This is a genomic window from Streptomyces graminofaciens (genome assembly GCF_030294945.1).
Classification (GTDB): Bacteria; Actinomycetota; Actinomycetes; order Streptomycetales; family Streptomycetaceae; genus Streptomyces; species Streptomyces graminofaciens.
The window spans coordinates 10,589,734-10,605,598 of sequence record NZ_AP018448.1 but is presented as its reverse complement, the minus strand read 5'-3'; the positions used below and the strand labels follow the sequence as shown (position 1 = coordinate 10,605,598).

The following is a 15,865-nucleotide window of genomic DNA, read 5'->3' as shown; positions in this document are numbered from 1 at the left end:
TGTCCGACACGGAGCGGTTGGTTCGAGTACGGTCCCGGAACTGGTGCTTCGCGCCAGAGTGCCATCACCTGGGCCACAACGAGTGGCGATCCACCAAGATATGCATATATCTGTCGCTCGAAGCGGTGAACTCTCCGACGGCCGACCGTATTCGGGTGGACTCTCGGTCCATCCTCTGCGTCACCCGACCAGCACGCGCCGGGCGGAAGGAGAAACCCATGCAATACGGTCCGGCGGTACGTCGCCGCAAGCTCGGCGCCGAGCTACGTGATCTGCGCACCGGGGCCGGCCTCACCAGCACCCAGGCCGCCCGGCTCGTGGACTGGCACCAGTCCAAGGTGAGCCGGATCGAGACCGGCGCCAGCGGGGTGAAGCCGGCGGACGTGCGGGTCCTGCTGGACGCATACGGGATCGACGACTCCGAGCTACGGGAGTTGCTCCTGGCGCTCGCCGGCTCGGAGGACGGCGGCGGGCGGCACAACTGGTGGCACGCGTACCGCGGGGTACTGCCGCCGACGTACCGCGATTTCATCAGTCTGGAGTCCCAGGCCAGCGGGATGCGGACACTGGAGACCTCGGTGGTGCCCGGGCTTCTGCAGATCCCGGAGTACGCCCGGGCGGTCACCCGGGCCGCGGTGGAGGGGCTGGAAGACGACAAACTCGACGCCCTCGTGGAGGTACGGCTCGCGCGGCAGGACGTCCTGCGGGCGGATCCGCCGATGGAGCTGAGCGCCGTGCTCGACGAGGCGGTTCTCCGGCGTGAGGTGGGCGGACCCGAGGTCATGGCCCGTCAGTTGCGCCGACTGGCCGAGGCCGCGGCGCTTCCCCAAGTGCGGCTGCAGGTGCTGCCGTTCACTGCCGGGGCGCATATCGGCATCACCGGGCCTTACGTAATCTTCTCATTTCGGAGCACATCCGATCTGGACGTCGTTGTTCTCGACCACTTGACGAGTAGCCTCTACCTCGAGCGGAAAGAAGACCTCAAGGCTTATGTGGAGGCCTTCGACACCCTTCAGATCCACGCCCTTTCGCCCGAGGAATCGTTGGATTACATCGCCGGACTGGCCGAGTCGGCCGACGGCGCGTAAGGAGGCACCAATGTCCGCACTGCCTCGGAACGTACCCACCAGTACCGCGCTGCGCGGTGTGCGATGGGTGCGCAGCAGCCGCAGCACCGGAATGAACAACTGCGTCGAGACCGCCCGGCCGTGCCCCGGCCCCTGGGCCGGACTGGTCGCCGTACGCGACTCCAAGAACACGGCGGGGCCCGCCCTGCTGTTCGCCCCCGGAGCCTGGGAGGGGTTCCTCACCGCGCTTCGGTAAGCGAGAGCGCCCAGCACCATCGCCCTTGGCGAGCACGGCCGGGACGCCGACTCACGGTCGCGTATCGCCGATGATCCCCACGGCTCGGTCGATCTGCCCCTCGGTGAGATCCGCGCGGGCGGTCAGCCGCAGCCTCGAGATGCCGTCGGGCACGGACGGTGGGCGGAAGCAGCCGACGGCGAGCCCCGCCGTACGGCAGTCCGCCGCCCATCGCACCGCCTGATCCGCAGACGGCGCGCGCACGGACACCACGGCGGCGTCGGGCCGCACCGCTTCATGGCCCGACGCCGTCAGCCGTGTGTGCAGTTCCCTCGCCACCTCACGGGCCCGCGCGGCCCGCTCCGGCTCACGGCGCAGCAGCCTGAGCGCGGCCAGGGCGGCGCCGGTGGCGGCCGGGGCGAGGCCCGTGTCGAAGATGAACGTACGGGCCGCGTTGACCAGGTGGTCGATGACGTGCGCCGGGCCGAGGACGGCGCCGCCCTGGCTGCCCAGGGACTTCGACAGCGTGACCGTCACGACGACGTCGGGGGCGCCCGCGAGCCCCGCCGCGTACGGGGCACCCCGGCCACCGTCGCCCAGTACGCCCAGGCCGTGGGCGTCGTCCACGACGAGCCCGGCGCCGTACTCACGGCACGCGGCAGCCAGTTCGGCCAGCGGGGCGGCGTCCCCGTCCACCGAGAAGACGGTGTCGGAGACCGCGACGGCGGGCCCGGCATGGGTGCCGAGCGCCTTGCGGACGGCCTCCGGGTCGGCGTGGGCCACGACCTGGGTGGTGCCCCGGGCCAGTCGGCAGCCGTCGATGAGCGAGGCGTGGTTGCCCGCGTCCGAGACGACGAGGGAGCCGTGGGGGGCGAGGGCGGTCACGGCGGCGAGGTTGGCCGCGTAGCCGGAGGAGAAGACCAGGGCCGCCTCGAAGCCGGTGAAGTCGGCCAGCTCCCGCTCCAACTCGCCGTGCAGTTCGGTGGTGCCGGTGACGAGCCGGGAGCCGGTGGCACCGCCGCCCCACCTGCGGGCGGCCTCGGCGGCGCCCTCGGTGATCTCGGGGTGCCGGGCCAGGCCCAGATAGTCGTTGCTCGCGAGGTCCAGCAGCGGCGACTCGGCCGGACGGGGCCGCAGCGTCCGTACGAGCCCGGCGCGGCGGCGCACGGCCGCCTGCTCGTCGATCCAGCCGAACGCCATGGGTCCCTCCGGGGTGGTGTGGGCCGCCCACGGAGCGGGTGCTTTTGTAGGCAGTTCACAGACCCTAGCCGCACGATCAACCACCCACGATGTGGCAATACCCACACGTCTTACGGACTCTCTTGTACGAACCATCCTTGGCCCGGGGCCACCGCGTAGGACAGGATCGGCTCTCATGGACCTGCTGAACACGCTGGTGGACAAGGGGCTTCGGCGCGAGTCGCCGAGCCGTGCCGAGGCGCTCGCCGTGCTTGCCACCTCCGACGACGACCTGCTCGACGTGGTGACCGCGGCCGGCAAGGTGCGCCGGCACTGGTTCGGACGCCGGGTGAAGCTGAACTACCTGGTCAACCTGAAGTCCGGCCTGTGCCCCGAGGACTGTTCCTACTGTTCTCAGCGGCTCGGCTCCACCACCGGCATCCTCAAGTACACCTGGCTCAAGCCGGACCAGGCCTCCGAGGCCGCCGCCGCCGGTTTGGCGGGTGGCGCCAAGCGAGTCTGTCTGGTGGCCAGTGGCCGGGGCCCGACCGACCGGGACGTGGACCGGGTCTCCGACACCATCAAGGCGATCAAGGAAGCGAACGAGGGCGTCGAGGTGTGCGCCTGCCTCGGTCTGCTCTCCGAGGGCCAGGCCGAGCGACTGCGCGAGGCCGGGGCGGATGCGTACAACCACAACCTCAACACGTCCGAGGCGACGTACGGCGACATCACGAGCACGCATACGTACGCCGACCGTGTCGACACCGTACAGAAGGCGCACTCGGCCGGTCTTTCGGCCTGTTCCGGGCTGATCGCGGGCATGGGCGAGAGCGACGAGGACCTGGTCGACGTGGTCTTCTCGCTGCGCGAACTGGACCCGGACTCGGTCCCGGTGAACTTCCTGATCCCGGTCGAGGGCACCCCGCTGGCCAAGGAGTGGAACCTCACCCCGCAGCGCTGTCTACGGATTCTGGCCATGGTGCGCTTCGTCTGCCCGGACGTCGAGGTGCGTATCGCGGGCGGCCGCGAGGTCCATCTCCGCACGATGCAGCCGCTCGCCCTGCACCTGGCCAACTCGATCTTCCTCGGCGACTACCTCACCACCGAGGGCCAGGCCGGCAAGGCCGACCTGGAGATGATCGCCGACGCCGGGTTCGAGGTGGAGGGCGCGGACCAGGTGACCCTGCCGGAACACCGGGCGAGTGCGGTGGTCAGCGGGTGCGGGTCGGCGGAAAACGCCGGATGCGGGTCGCACGAGGGCACGGGGGGCGGCTGCGGGTCCCACGAGGGCGGCGGAGTCTGCGGATCCGTTCCCGCCGCCGCGTCCGCTGCGAAGGCGAACGAGGCGCGTACGGACCTGGTCGCCGTACGCCGCCGGGGTGCCGGAACGGATCTCGCGCCCAATGCCTGATCTGCCGGTCTCCGAGCTGCTGGATCTCGACCGGCGGCACGTCTGGCATCCGTACGGGCCCATGCCCGGCCGGGTCGAACCGCTCGTCGTGGAGTCGGCGAGCGGGGTCCGGCTGCGGCTCGCGGACGGTTCGGGCGAGCTGGTCGACGGCATGTCGTCCTGGTGGTCGGCCATCCACGGCTACAACCACCCGGTGCTCAACGAGGCCGCGCACGGGCAGCTCGCCCGGATGAGCCATGTGATGTTCGGCGGGCTCACGCACGAGCCCGCCGTACGGCTCGCGAAGCGCCTGGTCGACATCTCCCCCGAGGGTCTGGAGCATGTCTTCCTGGCCGACTCGGGCTCGGTGTCGGTCGAGGTCGCGGTCAAGATGTGCCTCCAGTACTGGCGTTCGCTGGGCCGCCCCGGCAAGCAGCGCCTGCTGACCTGGCGCGGCGGCTACCACGGCGACACCTGGCAGCCGATGTCGGTGTGCGACCCCGAGGGCGGGATGCACGAGCTGTGGACCGGGGTGCTGCCCCGGCAGGTGTTCGTCGGCCCGCCACCGGTCGCGTACGAGGAGTCGTACGCCGATCAGTTGCGTGCGGCGATCGAGCGGCACGCGGACGAACTGGCGGCCGTGATCGTCGAGCCGGTCGTGCAGGGCGCGGGCGGGATGCGCTTCCACTCCCCCGCGTATCTGCGGGTGCTGCGCGAGGCGTGCGACGCGCACGGCGTGCTGCTGGTGTTCGACGAGATCGCGACCGGGTTCGGGCGCACGGGCGCGCTGTTCGCGGCGGAGCACGCGGCGGTCACGCCGGATGTGATGTGCGTGGGCAAGGCGCTCACCGGCGGTTATCTGACGCTGGCGGCGACCCTGTGCACGGCAGCAGTGGCCGACGGGATCTCGCGGGGCGAGGTGCCGGTACTGGCCCACGGGCCCACCTTCATGGGCAACCCGCTCGCGGCGGCCGTCGCCGGCGCGTCGATCGATCTGCTGCTGGGCCAGGACTGGCTTTCGGAGGTCAAGCGGATCGAGGCGGGCCTGCGGGAGGAGCTGGCACCGGCTTCGGACCTCCCTGGTGTGAAGGACGTACGGGTGCTCGGCGCGATCGGTGTCGTGCAGCTCGACCACGAGGTGGACATGAGGGCGGCCACGGCGGCCGCGGTGCGCGAGGGCGTGTGGCTGCGGCCGTTCCGGGATCTCGTCTACACGATGCCGCCGTACGTCACGGGCGACGAGGACGTGGCGCGGATCGCGCGCGCGGTGTGCGCGGCGGCGCGGGAGGGGTGACATGGCGGTCCTGGTGATCACGGGGACGGGCACGGAGGTCGGCAAGACGGTGACCACGGCGGCCGTCGCCGCGGTGGCCGCGGCGGCCGGCCGGTCCGTCGCCGTGCTCAAGCCGGCGCAGACGGGGGTACGGCCGGACGAGCGCGGTGACGCGGACGAGGTGGCCCGGCTCGCGGGTGCCGTCACGACCCGCGAACTCGGCCGCTATCCCGAGCCGTTGGCTCCCGCGACGGCAGCCCGGCGCGCCGGGCTGCCTCCGGTGCGGCCCGCGGACGTGGCCGAGGCGGCGGCCAAGCTGGCAGTCGAGCACGATCTGGTGCTGGTCGAGGGCGCGGGCGGGCTGCTCGTACGGTTCGACGAGGCGGGCGGGACGCTGGCGGATGCCGCCCGGTTGCTGGGCGCGCCCGTGCTGTTGGTCGCCTCCGCGGGGCTCGGCACACTGAACACGACCGAGCTGACCGCGCGCGAGCTGCGGGTGCGGGGGCTGGACTTGACGGGTGTCGTGATCGGCAGCTGGCCCGACGCGCCCGATCTGGCGTCTCGTTGCAACCTGGCGGATCTGCCGGTGGTGGCGGGGGCGCCGTTGGTGGGTGCGGTGCCCTCCGGGGCGGGGGCGTGGGAGCCGGCGCACTTCCGTGCGGGGGCGGGGGGCTGGCTGGCCCCGGTGTTGGGTGGGGTGTGGGACGCGGGGGTGTTTTCGGCGCGGGAGGCTTCGTAGCCGCGGGCAGTCGCGCCGCTGGACCTGCCGAGAAGGCACCCGGGGCTGTCGGCTGCCCACCCGTTCGCCCTGCGGATCGACAGCCCACGGTGGTAACTGCGTCAGCCGCCGTCCTCCCCAAGCAACCGCACCAGCTCGATCCGTGATCTGATCCCCAGCCTCGCGAACACCCCCCGCAGATGGTGGTCGATCGTGCGTGGGCTCAGCAGCAGCCTCGCGGCGATTTCGCGGTTCGTGGCGCCGTCGGCCGCCATGCGGGCGACCATCAGTTGTTGGGCCGTGAGGCGGGTGGCCAGGGCGTCGGCCGTGTGGGTGGGCTCGGCGCGTTCGCCGAGGGCGCGGAGTTCGGCGCGGGCCTGGGTCGCGCAGTGCGGGGAGCCGAAGTGTTCGAAGGCTTCCAGGGCGCTGTGCAGCCGGTCGCGGGCCTCGGTGCGCTTGCGGAGTCTGCGCAGCGCACTGCCGAACAGCAGTTCCGTACGGGCGCGTTCGAAGTCGCGGGTGCCGGACGCGTGCAGGTCCAGGGCCGTGCGGTAGTGGTCGAAGGCCTCCTCCCCGGTGGCCAGCAGGGCGTGGCAGCGGGCGCTGAGGGCGAGGTCGTCGGGGCTGCGGACGGTACGGGCCCAGCGGTCGTAGTCGGCGTGCGCGGCCCGGGCCACGCGGGTGTCGCCGGTGCGGACGGCGGCCTCGACGTAGTGCGGGGTGGCGATGTGCCGGATCGCCCGGTGTCCGTGTCCGGGGCCGAATCCGGCGAGCGCGCGGAGTCGGGCAGCCGACGCGCCGTACCGGCCGGTGCTGAGGTCGAGGAAGGCGAGGGCGAACATGGCGAGCGCGGCCGGGAGTCCGAGTCCGCGTTCGAGGGCGTGGGCGCGGACGCCCTCGGCACGTTCCCGGCACACCTGCTCGTCGCCGGTGATGGCCGCGAACATGGCGAGGGCGGCCTGGAGATGGCAGGCCCCGTTGTCCTGCCCGGTCGCGTACGCCTGGTGCAGGGCCTCCAGGGCGGAGGCCTCGGCGGCCTTCGGGCGTCCGGTCCAGAACTCGGCGTAGGCCCGGAACTCCATGGCCTGCGGCACGGTGACCCGTTCGCCCCGGGAGCGGGCGGAGGCGGCGGCCCGGGCGGTGGCGGTGGCGGCGCCGGTGTGGTCGCCGAGGAGGAGGGAGGCGATGCCGGCATGGATGAGCAGGGTGGGGTCGCCGCCGGGGCCGCAGCGGCCGGCGGCGGCTTGGAGGACGCCCCGGGCGTCGTCGTAGCGGCCTTCGAAGGCGGCGGTGAGCGCGCCCAGGGTGGCCGGGGGCAGGATGCCGAGCCGGTCGGCGACGGCGGCGGCCTCGCGACATCGGCGCAGGTCGCCGGTGTAGATGGCGGCTTCGGTGGCTCGTGCCAACAAATGGGTGGCCGTGTCGGCCGCGCCATTGTCGGCGCCGTGCCGGACGGCGGCCGTGAGCAGGGCGTCGAAGGCCTCGGAGGCGTTGCCCGCGCGCAGTGCGAGCAGTCCGCCGAGAGCGTCGTGGTCGGTGGCGGCGACCAGGCGGCGGGCGCGGTCGCCGTCGCCCGCGTGCCAGGCCTCGGCGGCGGCGAGGGCGAGCAGGGGGGTGCGTTCGGCCGGTTCGGGGGTGAGCGTTGCGGCGCGTTCGGCGAGGGCTGAGGCCAGCGCGGGTTCGCCGATGGCACGTGCCACCCGTGTCGCGAGCCGGAGTTCGGCGGCGAGGCGGCGGCTGGGGCCGAGGGCGGCCGCGGCCCGGTGCCAGGAGCGGCCGGGTCGCTCGCCCTCGCCGCTCAGCACGGCGGCGAGGAGGCGGTGGGCTTCGCGCCGGTCGGTCGTGGACGCGGACTCGTAGACGGCGACGCGTGTCCAGGGGTCGCGGAAGACGATGCCGTGCGCGGTGTCATGCGCGAGACCGGCCGCCTCCGCCACATCCAGCGGGCGGGTGTCGAGCCGGGCCGCGGTGACGGCCCGGGCGTAGGCGTGCGTCGGGACCGGGTACTGGTCGGCGGCGGCGAGGAGCAGCAGGAACCGGGTGTCGTCGGGCAGGGCCCGTACTTCCCGTCGATGGGTCCGCAGCAGTGCGGGGGCGAGGGCGACGGGCTCGGCGGGCAGCGGATCGAGGCCCGCCGCCTGGCGTTCGGTCAGGGCGGCGGCGAGTTCCAGCGCGGCGCGCGGATCGCCGTGCGCGGCGTGCAGCAGGCGTACGCGTACGCCTGCGGACAGCGCGGGCGGGGTGGCCGGCGCCGCGCTCGGGCTCGGGCTCGGCCACGCGTTCATGGGGGGCGGTGGCGAGCGATGCGGAAGTTGTGGGGGGTTCACCGGAGTCACCACACTCATCACGTTACTGGCGAGTTAACCGGACCGTAAAGACCGGCGATTTCACCGATGCGGCGCGCGTAGACCCCACCTGACACTCCAGGCAACCCCACCCGTTTCAGGAGGCCCCATGCAGCGCCGCATGCGACGTGTCGTCACGGCTCTCTCCGCCGTGGCCACGACGCTCCTTCTGTCTCTCTCCTTCTCCGCGTCCCCCGCTCAGGCCGCGACCCACAACCCCGTCGTCTTCGTGCACGGACTGAGCAGTTCGTCCAGCAGCTGGGACGAATGGGTCTCCTACTTCGAGGAGGACGGCTACTCGTCGTCGGAGCTGTATGCCTGGTCGTACGACTGGTCCCAGTCCAATGTGACGACGGCCGCGCAGCTCAAGACCAAGATCCAGAGCGTGCTCTCGGCGACCGGCGCCTCCAAGGTCGACCTGGTCGTCCACTCGATGGGCGCGCTCAACTCCCGCTACTACCTCAAGAACCTCGGCGGGACGGCGTACGTCGACGACTTCGTCTCCACGGCGGGCGTCAACCACGGCACGACCGTGGCCGGCTGGTGCCGGTGGCTGTACACATCCTGCTCGGAGATGTACACCGGCAGCTCGTTCCTGACCTCGCTCAACTCCGGGGACGAGACCCCGGGCAGCGTCTCGTACGCCAGCTACTGGTCGAACTGTGACGAAGCGCTCACCCCTGACACCACGGCGATCCTCAGCGGCGCCACGAACGTCGAGGTCGGCTGTGTCTCGCACACCGACATGAACAACGACCACGGCATCTACGAGAAGGTCCGCAATTTCATCGCCTGACCTCTTCCGGCCCTTGGACCCGTCGCGCGGCCCCTCCCCCGGGCCGCGCGACGGGTGAGTCGTGCTTTCCCGGGGGACAATCGCGGTATGGAGCCGTCCTTCTCGGGAGGTCCGCAATGAACCGTGCCACCAAGGACGCCGTTCACCACCCTCTGTTCGCCCGGTTCTACGCCAGACTGAGCGTGGCGGCCGAACCGAAGGTGGGCCCCCTCCGCGACGAACTCCTCGCCGGGCTCTCGGGCCGGGTCATCGAGATCGGCGCCGGCAACGGCATGAACTTCGCGCACTTCCCGAGCACCGTCTCGGAGGTTGTCGCGATCGAACCGGAGCGTTCCCTGCGGCAGTTGGCCCTGGAGAACGCCCTGCGCGCCGAGGTCCCCGTCGATGTCGTACCGGGTGCGGCGGAGGCGCTGCCGGTGAAGAGCGAGGCGTTCGACGCCGCGATCGTGTCGCTGGTGCTGTGCAGTGTGCGCGAGGTGCGCCGTTCGCTCGCGGAGATTCGGCGGGTGCTGCGCCCCGGCGGTGAGCTGCGGTTCTTCGAGCACGGCCGGGGCGGCGGGCGGGCGATGCGGGCGGCCCAGCGCGGGCTGGACCGCACGGTGTGGCCGCTGCTGTTCGGCGGCTGCCATGTGGCCCGTGACCCGGTCGGCGAGATCCGTGCCGCCGGGTTCGAGCTCGGTCCGTACCGGGAGCTGCTCGTGCCCGGGACGGGGCTGCGGGCGCCCAGTTCCTACTGCGTGGTGGGTACGGCTCGGCGGCCCGAGCGCGACGCTCCGGAAGGCTAGGGCCCTAGGGCGTGTTTCGAAAGTGGCGTCGTCCGCCCGGAGGGCGGGGCCCGCGGCGTCTGGTGCGGTGCATCGCAAGGCGGAGGGTCGTCCGCGTACTGGGCGTACGCGGACGATCCCGACAACGCGGCGAGGTGCCGTGCCAGGCGTCGCGGGGCAGACGGGACTTTCGAAACACGCCCTAGTCCGCACTTGACCGGTGGTTCACAGGCTCCACCGCCGCAGCTCCTGCGCGATGTCCTGGACCGAGGCCTCTCCGCTCTTGACGAGTCTGGCCAGTTCACGGACGTGTTCGGCGGTGGTGACGACCTTCACGCCGCTGGCGACGAGGTAGCCGTAGGCGACCGCGGAGGCGAACAGCGCGTTGGAGCGCTCCAGCGCCGGGACGTGCAGCAGGAGTTGGAGGAGGGAGGCGGCGCGGACGTGCGGGTTGTCGTAGACGGGGATGTCGAAGATCTGGGCCTCGTGCCGGGCGACGGCCGCGACAAGGGCGCCCCAGTCGGTGACCTGGGGGTCTCCGGGCGTCTTCTGTTCGGCGACCATCAAAAGCCAGGCGAGGTCGATGCGGAGCTGGCTCAAGGGTTCAGTGACGTCCCTCGCGGCGGCCTTCTCGGTCTGTACCGAATTCCTCGGCGAACACCGACTCGTACTGCTTCATGAAGTCGGCGGCGGACTCCACGAAGGTGTGCCCCGCCTCGCCGGCGTCCTGTTTGACCAGTTCTTCGATGTACCGGTTCACACTCATCCCGCGCTCCAGGGCTCGTTCCCGGGCGGCTCGGGCCGTGTCCTCGTCCACCCGTACGTTCAGCTGGGTCTTGGCCATGACTCGACGCTAGCGTCGGAGTGCTAGCGGGGGCAAGGGCGCGTTCGCGTGAGTGCGCCCCCGCGCAGGGATCGCGCGGAGCCAATAGGTGCCCCTTACATCGACATCGGCAGCCCGACCTGCGACGGAGGGCGTCTCGAACCTCGGGGGGATACCGATTGTGCGGTGGATCACATTAGGCTCGGTCGAGATGCCCGGAGTCCGACACAGTTCGACCCAGGAGGTCGTTTTGTCCACTGCTGCCGCTGAGCACGGCCTCGGCCGCGCGGAAGCCGACGGTGTCGCCGCCCGCGCCCGCGGTCTCACCAAGGCGTACGGCTCGGGCGAGACGACGGTGCTCGCCCTCGATTCGGTCGACGTGGACATCGCGCGCGGCCGTTTCACCGCGGTCATGGGGCCCTCGGGCTCGGGGAAGTCCACGTTGATGCACTGTCTGGCGGGGCTGGACTCCGTCTCGGCCGGTCAGGTGTGGCTCGGGAACACCGAGATCACCGGGCTCAAGGACCGTGAGCTGACGAGGCTGCGCCGGGACCGGATCGGCTTCATGTTCCAGTCGTTCAACCTGATCCCCACGCTGAACGCGGCGGAGAACATCACCCTGCCCATGGACATCGCGGGCAAGAAACCCGACGAGAAGTGGCTGGACCAGGTCATCGACACGCTCGGGCTGCGGAACCGGCTGAACCACCGGCCGGCCCAGCTGTCCGGCGGCCAGCAGCAGCGCGTCGCCTGTGCCCGGGCGCTCGCCTCCCGCCCCGAGCTGATCTTCGCCGACGAGCCGACCGGCAATCTCGACTCCCGGGCCGGGCTCGAAGTCCTGGGGTTCCTGCGCGAGGCGGTCGACGACCTGGGCCAGACCGTCGTCATGGTCACCCACGACCCGGGCGCCGCCGCCCACTCCGACCTGGTGCTCTTCCTCGCCGACGGGCGGATCGTGGACCGGATGGAACGGCCGACGTCCGAAGCCGTGCTGGAGCGGATGCGCCTCTTCACCGGGGGCGGCGCCGGCGGCACCGAACCCACCGACCTCGACAAGGACTGACACCGTGCTCAAGGCGACCCTCCGGAGTTTCCTGGCGCACAAGGGACGGCTGATGCTGTCCGCGCTGGCCGTCGTCCTGTCCGTGGCGTTCGTCGCCGGCAGCCTGATCTTCTCCGACACGGTCACCCGTACGTTCGACCGGTTGTTCGCCTCCACCTCGGCCGATGTGACTGTGGGCCCGAAGGACGACGACCTGGACGGGCAGATCCCCTCGGGCGCGGTCGAGACCGTGCCCGCGTCGCTCGCACAGCGGGTCGAGCGGATCGACGGGGTCGCGGACGCCCATGTCGACGCGGCCGTGGAGGGCATCACGGTCGTCGACCGGAAGAACGAGTCGGTGGGACCGACGACGGGCGCCCCCACCATCGCCACCAACTGGTACCTCACCGACCGCAGCCCCGTGAAGCTGACCAGCGGTCACGCGCCGGAAGGCCCGGACCAGGCACTTCTCGACGCGGACACCGCCAAGAAGAAGGACGTCGAGATCGGCGACACGCTCACCGTGCTCGCCCAGCCCGGCTCCTTCAAAGTGAAGATCGTCGGTATCGCCACCTTCACCACCACCAACCCCGGCGCCGCGCTGCTCTTCCTCGACACCCGGGCCGCACAGTCCGAGCTGCTCGGCGACCCCGAGGCGGCCACGAGCATCTCGGTGACGGCGGCGCCGGGCGTCAGCGACGACCAGCTCAAACAGCGGATCGCCGACGCGCTCGGACGTGGTGCGTACGAGTACCAGACCGCCGACGAAGAGGCCGAGTCGGCGGCGGCCTCGCTCGGCGGCTTCCTCGACGTCATCAAGTACGTGATGCTCGGCTTCGCCGGGATCGCGACCCTCGTCGGGGTCTTCCTCATCGTCAACACCTTCTCGATGCTGATCGCCCAGCGCACCCGCGAACTGGGCCTGCTGCGCGCGCTCGGCGCCGACCGGCGGCAGGTGCGCCGGTCCGTGCTCACCGAGGCGGCCCTGCTCGGCCTGGTCGGCTCGACACTCGGCCTCGCCGCCGGCATCGGGCTCGCCGCCGGGCTGATCGAACTCATGGGCGTCTTCGGGATGAACCTGAAGTCCACCGAGATGGTGATCGGCGTGGGCACCCCGATCGCGGCGTACGTCGTCGGCGTCGGTGTCACCTTCGTCGCGGCCTATCTCCCGGCGCGCCGCGCGGCGACCGTGTCCCCCATGGCCGCGCTCGCGGACGCCGAGATCGCCGGGGTGGGCAAGCCGCTGAAGGTGCGCGCGGTGGTCGGCGCTGTCGTCGGCGCGGCCGGGGCCGCCGCGCTCGTGGGCTGCGCGGCCTCGACGGACACCGGCTCGGCGGCCTCGCTGCTCGGCCTAGGCGTCGTACTGACGCTCATCGCGACCGTCATCGCGGGCCCGCTCCTCGTACGCCCCGTCATCCGGGTCCTGGGCGGCGCCTTCCCGGCCCTCTTCGGTTCCGTCGGCCGGATGAGCCAGCGCAACGCCCTGCGCAATCCGCGCCGCACGGGAGCCACCGCTGCCGCGCTGATGGTGGGGCTCGCGCTCGTCGGCGGGATGTCCGTGGCGAGCGCGTCGATGACCCAGTCCTTCGACGACGAGATCGACCGCTCGCTGGGCGCCGACTTCGTCGTCCAGAACCAGAACTTCCTGCCGTTCCCGCAGGAGATCACCGACAAGGTCCGCGCCACGGACGGCGCCGGCCTCGTCGTACGGCAGCGGTTCAGCCCCGTCGCCGTACGGCTGCCCGACGGCGACCGGGTCGAGACGACCGCGGCGGCCTACGATCCACAGCTCGACAAGATCGCGAACGTCGTCTACGCCGAGGGGAACAGCGCCGCCGCGCTGGCGGACGGGGCCATCGCGATGGACGTGGACTTCGCGCGCGAGCACGACGTGCGGATCGGCAGCACGATCCCCGTACGGTTCCCGGCCGGGCGGAGCACCGAGCTGAGGGTGGCCGCGCTCACCGACCAGGACACCGCCGACGGCTTCGGGACGCGGGGCGGGCTGTACTTCGGCATGGCGACGATGGAGAAGTACGTACCCGACGGCCAGGACTCCGCGCTGTATGTGAACGCGGCCTCCGGTGTCGGCGCCGACGAGCTGCGGGCGAACCTGGAGCGGACGCTGGAGCCGTATCCGCAGGTGCAGGTGCGCGACCAGGCCGACTACAAGGAACTGATCCGCAACCAGATCGCCGTGCTGCTCTACCTGGTCTACGCGCTGCTCGGGCTCGCCATCGTCATCGCCGTGCTCGGTGTGGTCAACACGCTCGCCCTGTCGGTGGTCGAGCGCACCCGCGAGATCGGGCTGCTGCGGGCCATCGGGCTCGCCCGGCGGCAGCTGCGGCGGATGATCCGGCTGGAGTCGGTGGTGATCGCCGTGTTCGGCGCGGTCCTCGGGCTGGCGCTGGGCCTGGTCTGGGGTGTGTGCGTGCAGCAGGTGCTGGCCCTGCAGGGCATGAAGGCGCTGGCGATCCCGTGGGGCACGGTCGTCGCGGTGGTGGTGGGTTCGGCGGTCGTCGGCATCGTGGCGGCGCTGCTGCCGGCGTTGCGTGCATCGCGCATGAATGTGCTGGCAGCCATCGCGCACGAGTGATGTACTCGCCGGAACGTCAGCTCGAGTCCCTTGTCGGTGAGGAGAGTTCATGCCGCGCCCGTTCCGCTTCGGGGTCAATCTGCTCAGTTCCGTGAACGCCGAGGAGTGGCGCGCGAAGTGCCGCCGCGCCGAGGAACTCGGATACGACGTGATCCTCGTCCCCGACCACCTCGGTATGCCGGCGCCGTTCCCGGCCCTGGTCGCGGCGGCGGAGGCGACCGAGCGGCCCCGGCTCGGCACCTTCGTACTCAACGCGGGCTTCTGGAACCCTGCGCTGCTGGCCCGCGAGGTGGCCACCACGGACGCGCTGACCGGCGGGCGCCTCGAACTGGGGCTCGGCACCGGGTATGTGCCGGCCGAGCACGAGACCGCCGGGCTGCCGTGGGGCTCGCCGCGCGAACGGGTCGACCATCTCCTGCGCACGATCGAGGAGTTGGGGAGGATCCTCGGCTCCGACGAGCACCAGCCGCGGCCCTTCCAGCAACCCCGGGTGCCGCTGCTCGTCGGTGCGAACGGCGACCGGATGCTGCGGATCACCGCCGAGCACGCGGACATCGCGGCGTTCACGGGCGCGCGGACGGAGGAGGGCGGCAAACTCGTCCCGATCTCGGCCGGGGAGCTGGACGAACGGGTCGCCCGCTACCGGGGGTTCGCGAACGGGCGCAAGGAGTCGGCCGAGCTGAACCTGCTGATCCAACTCGTCTCGGTCACCGAGGACCCGGCCGCCGCCGTCCGGCCGTGGCTGGACCGTGTCCCCCAGACCACCGAGGAGGAGATCCTGGACCTGCCGCTCGTCCTCGTCGGGCCCCTGAACGAGATCGTCGAGAAGGCGCTGGCGCAGCGGGAGCGGTACGGCTTCTCGTATCTGACGGTGCTGGAGCCCAACATGGAGGCGTTCGCCCCGGTTGTCGAGGCGCTGCGCGGCAGGTGACCACGAGCAACTGTGGGCCGCTGTCCGGATGGTGAAATCCCGCTCGCCCGCTCGCACCACCTGATGGGATCTCCCCATGACCGACCTGCGTATACGGGCCGCGACGCCCGACGATCTCGATGCCGTGCTCGCCTTCTGGAAGGTGTCCGCCGAGGGAACGAGCATCAGCGACGACCGGGACGGCGTGGAGCGGCTGGTGGGCCGGGACCCCGAGTCGCTGCTGCTGGCCGAACTCGACGGCGTACTGGTGGGCACGGTGATCGCGGGCTTCGACGGCTGGCGGTGCCATCTGTACCGGCTCGCGGTGCATCCGGAGCGACGGCGCCGCGGCATCGGCTCGGCGCTGCTCACGGCCGCCGAGGAACGGTTCGTACGGCTCGGGGGGCGGCGCGCCGACGCGATGGTGCTCGTACGGAACGAGACGGGCCGGCATGCGTGGCGGGCGGCCGGGTACGCGCCGGAGGAGAAGTGGCGGAGGTGGGTCAAGCCGCTCGGGGAGTGAGCCCACGGCCTCTCCGGAGCGGACGCCTCGGCTCCCGGAGGACCGAAACCCACATCACTTTGCCGATCCTTTACCATGGGTGGACCCTGACGACTTCTACGGAAAGGTTGTGAGCGTCCGCCCATGGGCGAGCCTCCCGGTGCCCGAAGCGGTACCCGCATCGCGCGTTCCTCCTCCCCCTGTTCGACGATGGGACGGAGGTGA

The 15,865-nt window shown here is 71.5% G+C and carries 15 protein-coding genes; 11 read left to right on the top strand and 4 right to left on the bottom strand.

Translation table 11 applies throughout. The annotated features are described in order from the left end of the window. Nucleotides 1–218 precede the first annotated feature (218 nt). Entirely contained in the window at nt 219–1,088 is an 870-nt protein-coding gene (locus SGFS_RS46755; protein ID WP_286258725.1) for a helix-turn-helix domain-containing protein, read from the top strand. A 10-nt stretch (nt 1,089–1,098) separates the two neighbouring features. Further along, on the top strand, nt 1,099–1,323 hold the full coding sequence (locus SGFS_RS46750) for a DUF397 domain-containing protein (RefSeq protein WP_286258724.1): 225 nt from the start codon (nt 1,099–1,101) through the stop codon (nt 1,321–1,323). Between the two features lie 51 nt (nt 1,324–1,374). Here SGFS_RS46750 and SGFS_RS46745 read toward each other — a convergent pair whose 3' ends face one another. Further along, nucleotides 1,375–2,502: an 8-amino-7-oxononanoate synthase gene (locus SGFS_RS46745; protein WP_286258723.1), complete on the bottom strand. Its 1,128-nt coding sequence runs from the start codon at nt 2,500–2,502 to the stop codon at nt 1,375–1,377. 175 nt (nt 2,503–2,677) lie between these two features. Here SGFS_RS46745 and bioB point away from each other — a divergent pair, with 175 nt between their 5' ends. The 3 genes from bioB to bioD are packed head-to-tail and all read left to right on the top strand — an operon-like array spanning nt 2,678 to nt 5,883. After that, entirely contained in the window at nt 2,678–3,892 is a 1,215-nt protein-coding gene (gene bioB, locus SGFS_RS46740; protein WP_286258722.1) for a biotin synthase BioB, read from the top strand. Then, a complete protein-coding gene (locus SGFS_RS46735) occupies nt 3,885–5,165 on the top strand; it encodes an adenosylmethionine--8-amino-7-oxononanoate transaminase (RefSeq protein WP_286258721.1) in 1,281 nt (426 codons plus the stop codon). The genes bioB and SGFS_RS46735 overlap by 8 nt, the downstream gene beginning before the upstream one ends. 1 nt (nt 5,166) lies before the next feature. Continuing rightward, entirely contained in the window at nt 5,167–5,883 is a 717-nt protein-coding gene (gene bioD / locus SGFS_RS46730; RefSeq protein ID WP_286258720.1) for a dethiobiotin synthase, read from the top strand. Between the two features lie 101 nt (nt 5,884–5,984). Here the strand turns inward: bioD and SGFS_RS46725 are convergent, their stop codons facing one another. Beyond that, the gene (locus SGFS_RS46725; RefSeq protein WP_286258719.1) at nt 5,985–8,147 is read right to left on the bottom strand and encodes a helix-turn-helix transcriptional regulator; all 2,163 of its coding nucleotides are present in this window, start codon (nt 8,145–8,147) and stop codon (nt 5,985–5,987) included. A 169-nt stretch (nt 8,148–8,316) separates the two neighbouring features. On the opposite strand from SGFS_RS46725, the gene SGFS_RS46720 reads away from it, so the two are divergent. Then, nucleotides 8,317–9,003 (top strand): esterase/lipase family protein, encoded by a 687-nt coding sequence (locus SGFS_RS46720; RefSeq protein ID WP_286258718.1) that lies wholly within the window; start codon nt 8,317–8,319, stop codon nt 9,001–9,003. A gap of 116 nt (nt 9,004–9,119) precedes the next feature. Further along, complete coding sequence (locus tag SGFS_RS46715; RefSeq protein WP_286258717.1) at nt 9,120–9,788, top strand: class I SAM-dependent methyltransferase; 669 nt, start codon at nt 9,120–9,122, stop codon at nt 9,786–9,788. Nucleotides 9,789–9,992: 204 nt separating this feature from the next. Here the strand turns inward: SGFS_RS46715 and SGFS_RS46710 are convergent, their stop codons facing one another. Further along, on the bottom strand, nt 9,993–10,367 hold the full coding sequence (locus tag SGFS_RS46710; protein WP_286258716.1) for a fic family toxin-antitoxin system, toxin component: 375 nt from the start codon (nt 10,365–10,367) through the stop codon (nt 9,993–9,995). Nucleotides 10,368–10,371: 4 nt separating this feature from the next. After that, on the bottom strand, nt 10,372–10,611 hold the full coding sequence (locus tag SGFS_RS46705; protein ID WP_286258715.1) for a toxin-antitoxin system HicB family antitoxin: 240 nt from the start codon (nt 10,609–10,611) through the stop codon (nt 10,372–10,374). Between the two features lie 229 nt (nt 10,612–10,840). Between SGFS_RS46705 and SGFS_RS46700 the strand changes: the two genes are divergently transcribed. The 4 genes from SGFS_RS46700 to SGFS_RS46685 all read left to right on the top strand — a co-directional run bounded on the left by SGFS_RS46700 (nt 10,841) and on the right by SGFS_RS46685 (nt 15,661). Next, nucleotides 10,841–11,653 carry an ABC transporter ATP-binding protein gene (locus SGFS_RS46700; protein ID WP_286258714.1) on the top strand — a complete coding sequence of 271 codons (813 nt, stop codon included), beginning with the start codon at nt 10,841–10,843 and terminating at the stop codon, nt 11,651–11,653. 4 nt (nt 11,654–11,657) lie between these two features. Further along, nucleotides 11,658–14,228, top strand: coding sequence for an ABC transporter permease (locus tag SGFS_RS46695; RefSeq protein WP_286258713.1), 2,571 nt, complete (start codon nt 11,658–11,660; stop codon nt 14,226–14,228). Between the two features lie 49 nt (nt 14,229–14,277). Continuing rightward, nucleotides 14,278–15,159, top strand: a complete 882-nt coding sequence (locus SGFS_RS46690; protein WP_286258712.1) for an LLM class F420-dependent oxidoreductase — start codon at nt 14,278–14,280, stop codon at nt 15,157–15,159. Nucleotides 15,160–15,235: 76 nt separating this feature from the next. Next, a complete protein-coding gene (locus tag SGFS_RS46685) occupies nt 15,236–15,661 on the top strand; it encodes a GNAT family N-acetyltransferase (protein WP_286258711.1) in 426 nt (141 codons plus the stop codon). The last annotated feature ends 204 nt before the right edge of the window (nt 15,662–15,865 follow it).

What these genes read in the sequence shown, in the direction of transcription:
- SGFS_RS46755 (WP_286258725.1), top strand. Translation starts at nt 219, where the DNA reads ATGCAATACGGTCCGGCGGTACGTCGCCGCAAGCTCGGCGCCGAGCTA.
- SGFS_RS46750 (WP_286258724.1), top strand. Translation starts at nt 1,099, where the DNA reads ATGTCCGCACTGCCTCGGAACGTACCCACCAGTACCGCGCTGCGCGGT.
- SGFS_RS46745 (WP_286258723.1), bottom strand. Translation starts at nt 2,502, where the DNA reads ATGGCGTTCGGCTGGATCGACGAGCAGGCGGCCGTGCGCCGCCGCGCC.
- bioB (WP_286258722.1), top strand. Translation starts at nt 2,678, where the DNA reads ATGGACCTGCTGAACACGCTGGTGGACAAGGGGCTTCGGCGCGAGTCG.
- SGFS_RS46735 (WP_286258721.1), top strand. Translation starts at nt 3,885, where the DNA reads ATGCCTGATCTGCCGGTCTCCGAGCTGCTGGATCTCGACCGGCGGCAC.
- bioD (WP_286258720.1), top strand. Translation starts at nt 5,167, where the DNA reads ATGGCGGTCCTGGTGATCACGGGGACGGGCACGGAGGTCGGCAAGACG.
- SGFS_RS46725 (WP_286258719.1), bottom strand. Translation starts at nt 8,147, where the DNA reads ATGAACGCGTGGCCGAGCCCGAGCCCGAGCGCGGCGCCGGCCACCCCG.
- SGFS_RS46720 (WP_286258718.1), top strand. Translation starts at nt 8,317, where the DNA reads ATGCAGCGCCGCATGCGACGTGTCGTCACGGCTCTCTCCGCCGTGGCC.
- SGFS_RS46715 (WP_286258717.1), top strand. Translation starts at nt 9,120, where the DNA reads ATGAACCGTGCCACCAAGGACGCCGTTCACCACCCTCTGTTCGCCCGG.
- SGFS_RS46705 (WP_286258715.1), bottom strand. Translation starts at nt 10,611, where the DNA reads ATGGCCAAGACCCAGCTGAACGTACGGGTGGACGAGGACACGGCCCGA.
- SGFS_RS46690 (WP_286258712.1), top strand. Translation starts at nt 14,278, where the DNA reads ATGCCGCGCCCGTTCCGCTTCGGGGTCAATCTGCTCAGTTCCGTGAAC.
- SGFS_RS46685 (WP_286258711.1), top strand. Translation starts at nt 15,236, where the DNA reads ATGACCGACCTGCGTATACGGGCCGCGACGCCCGACGATCTCGATGCC.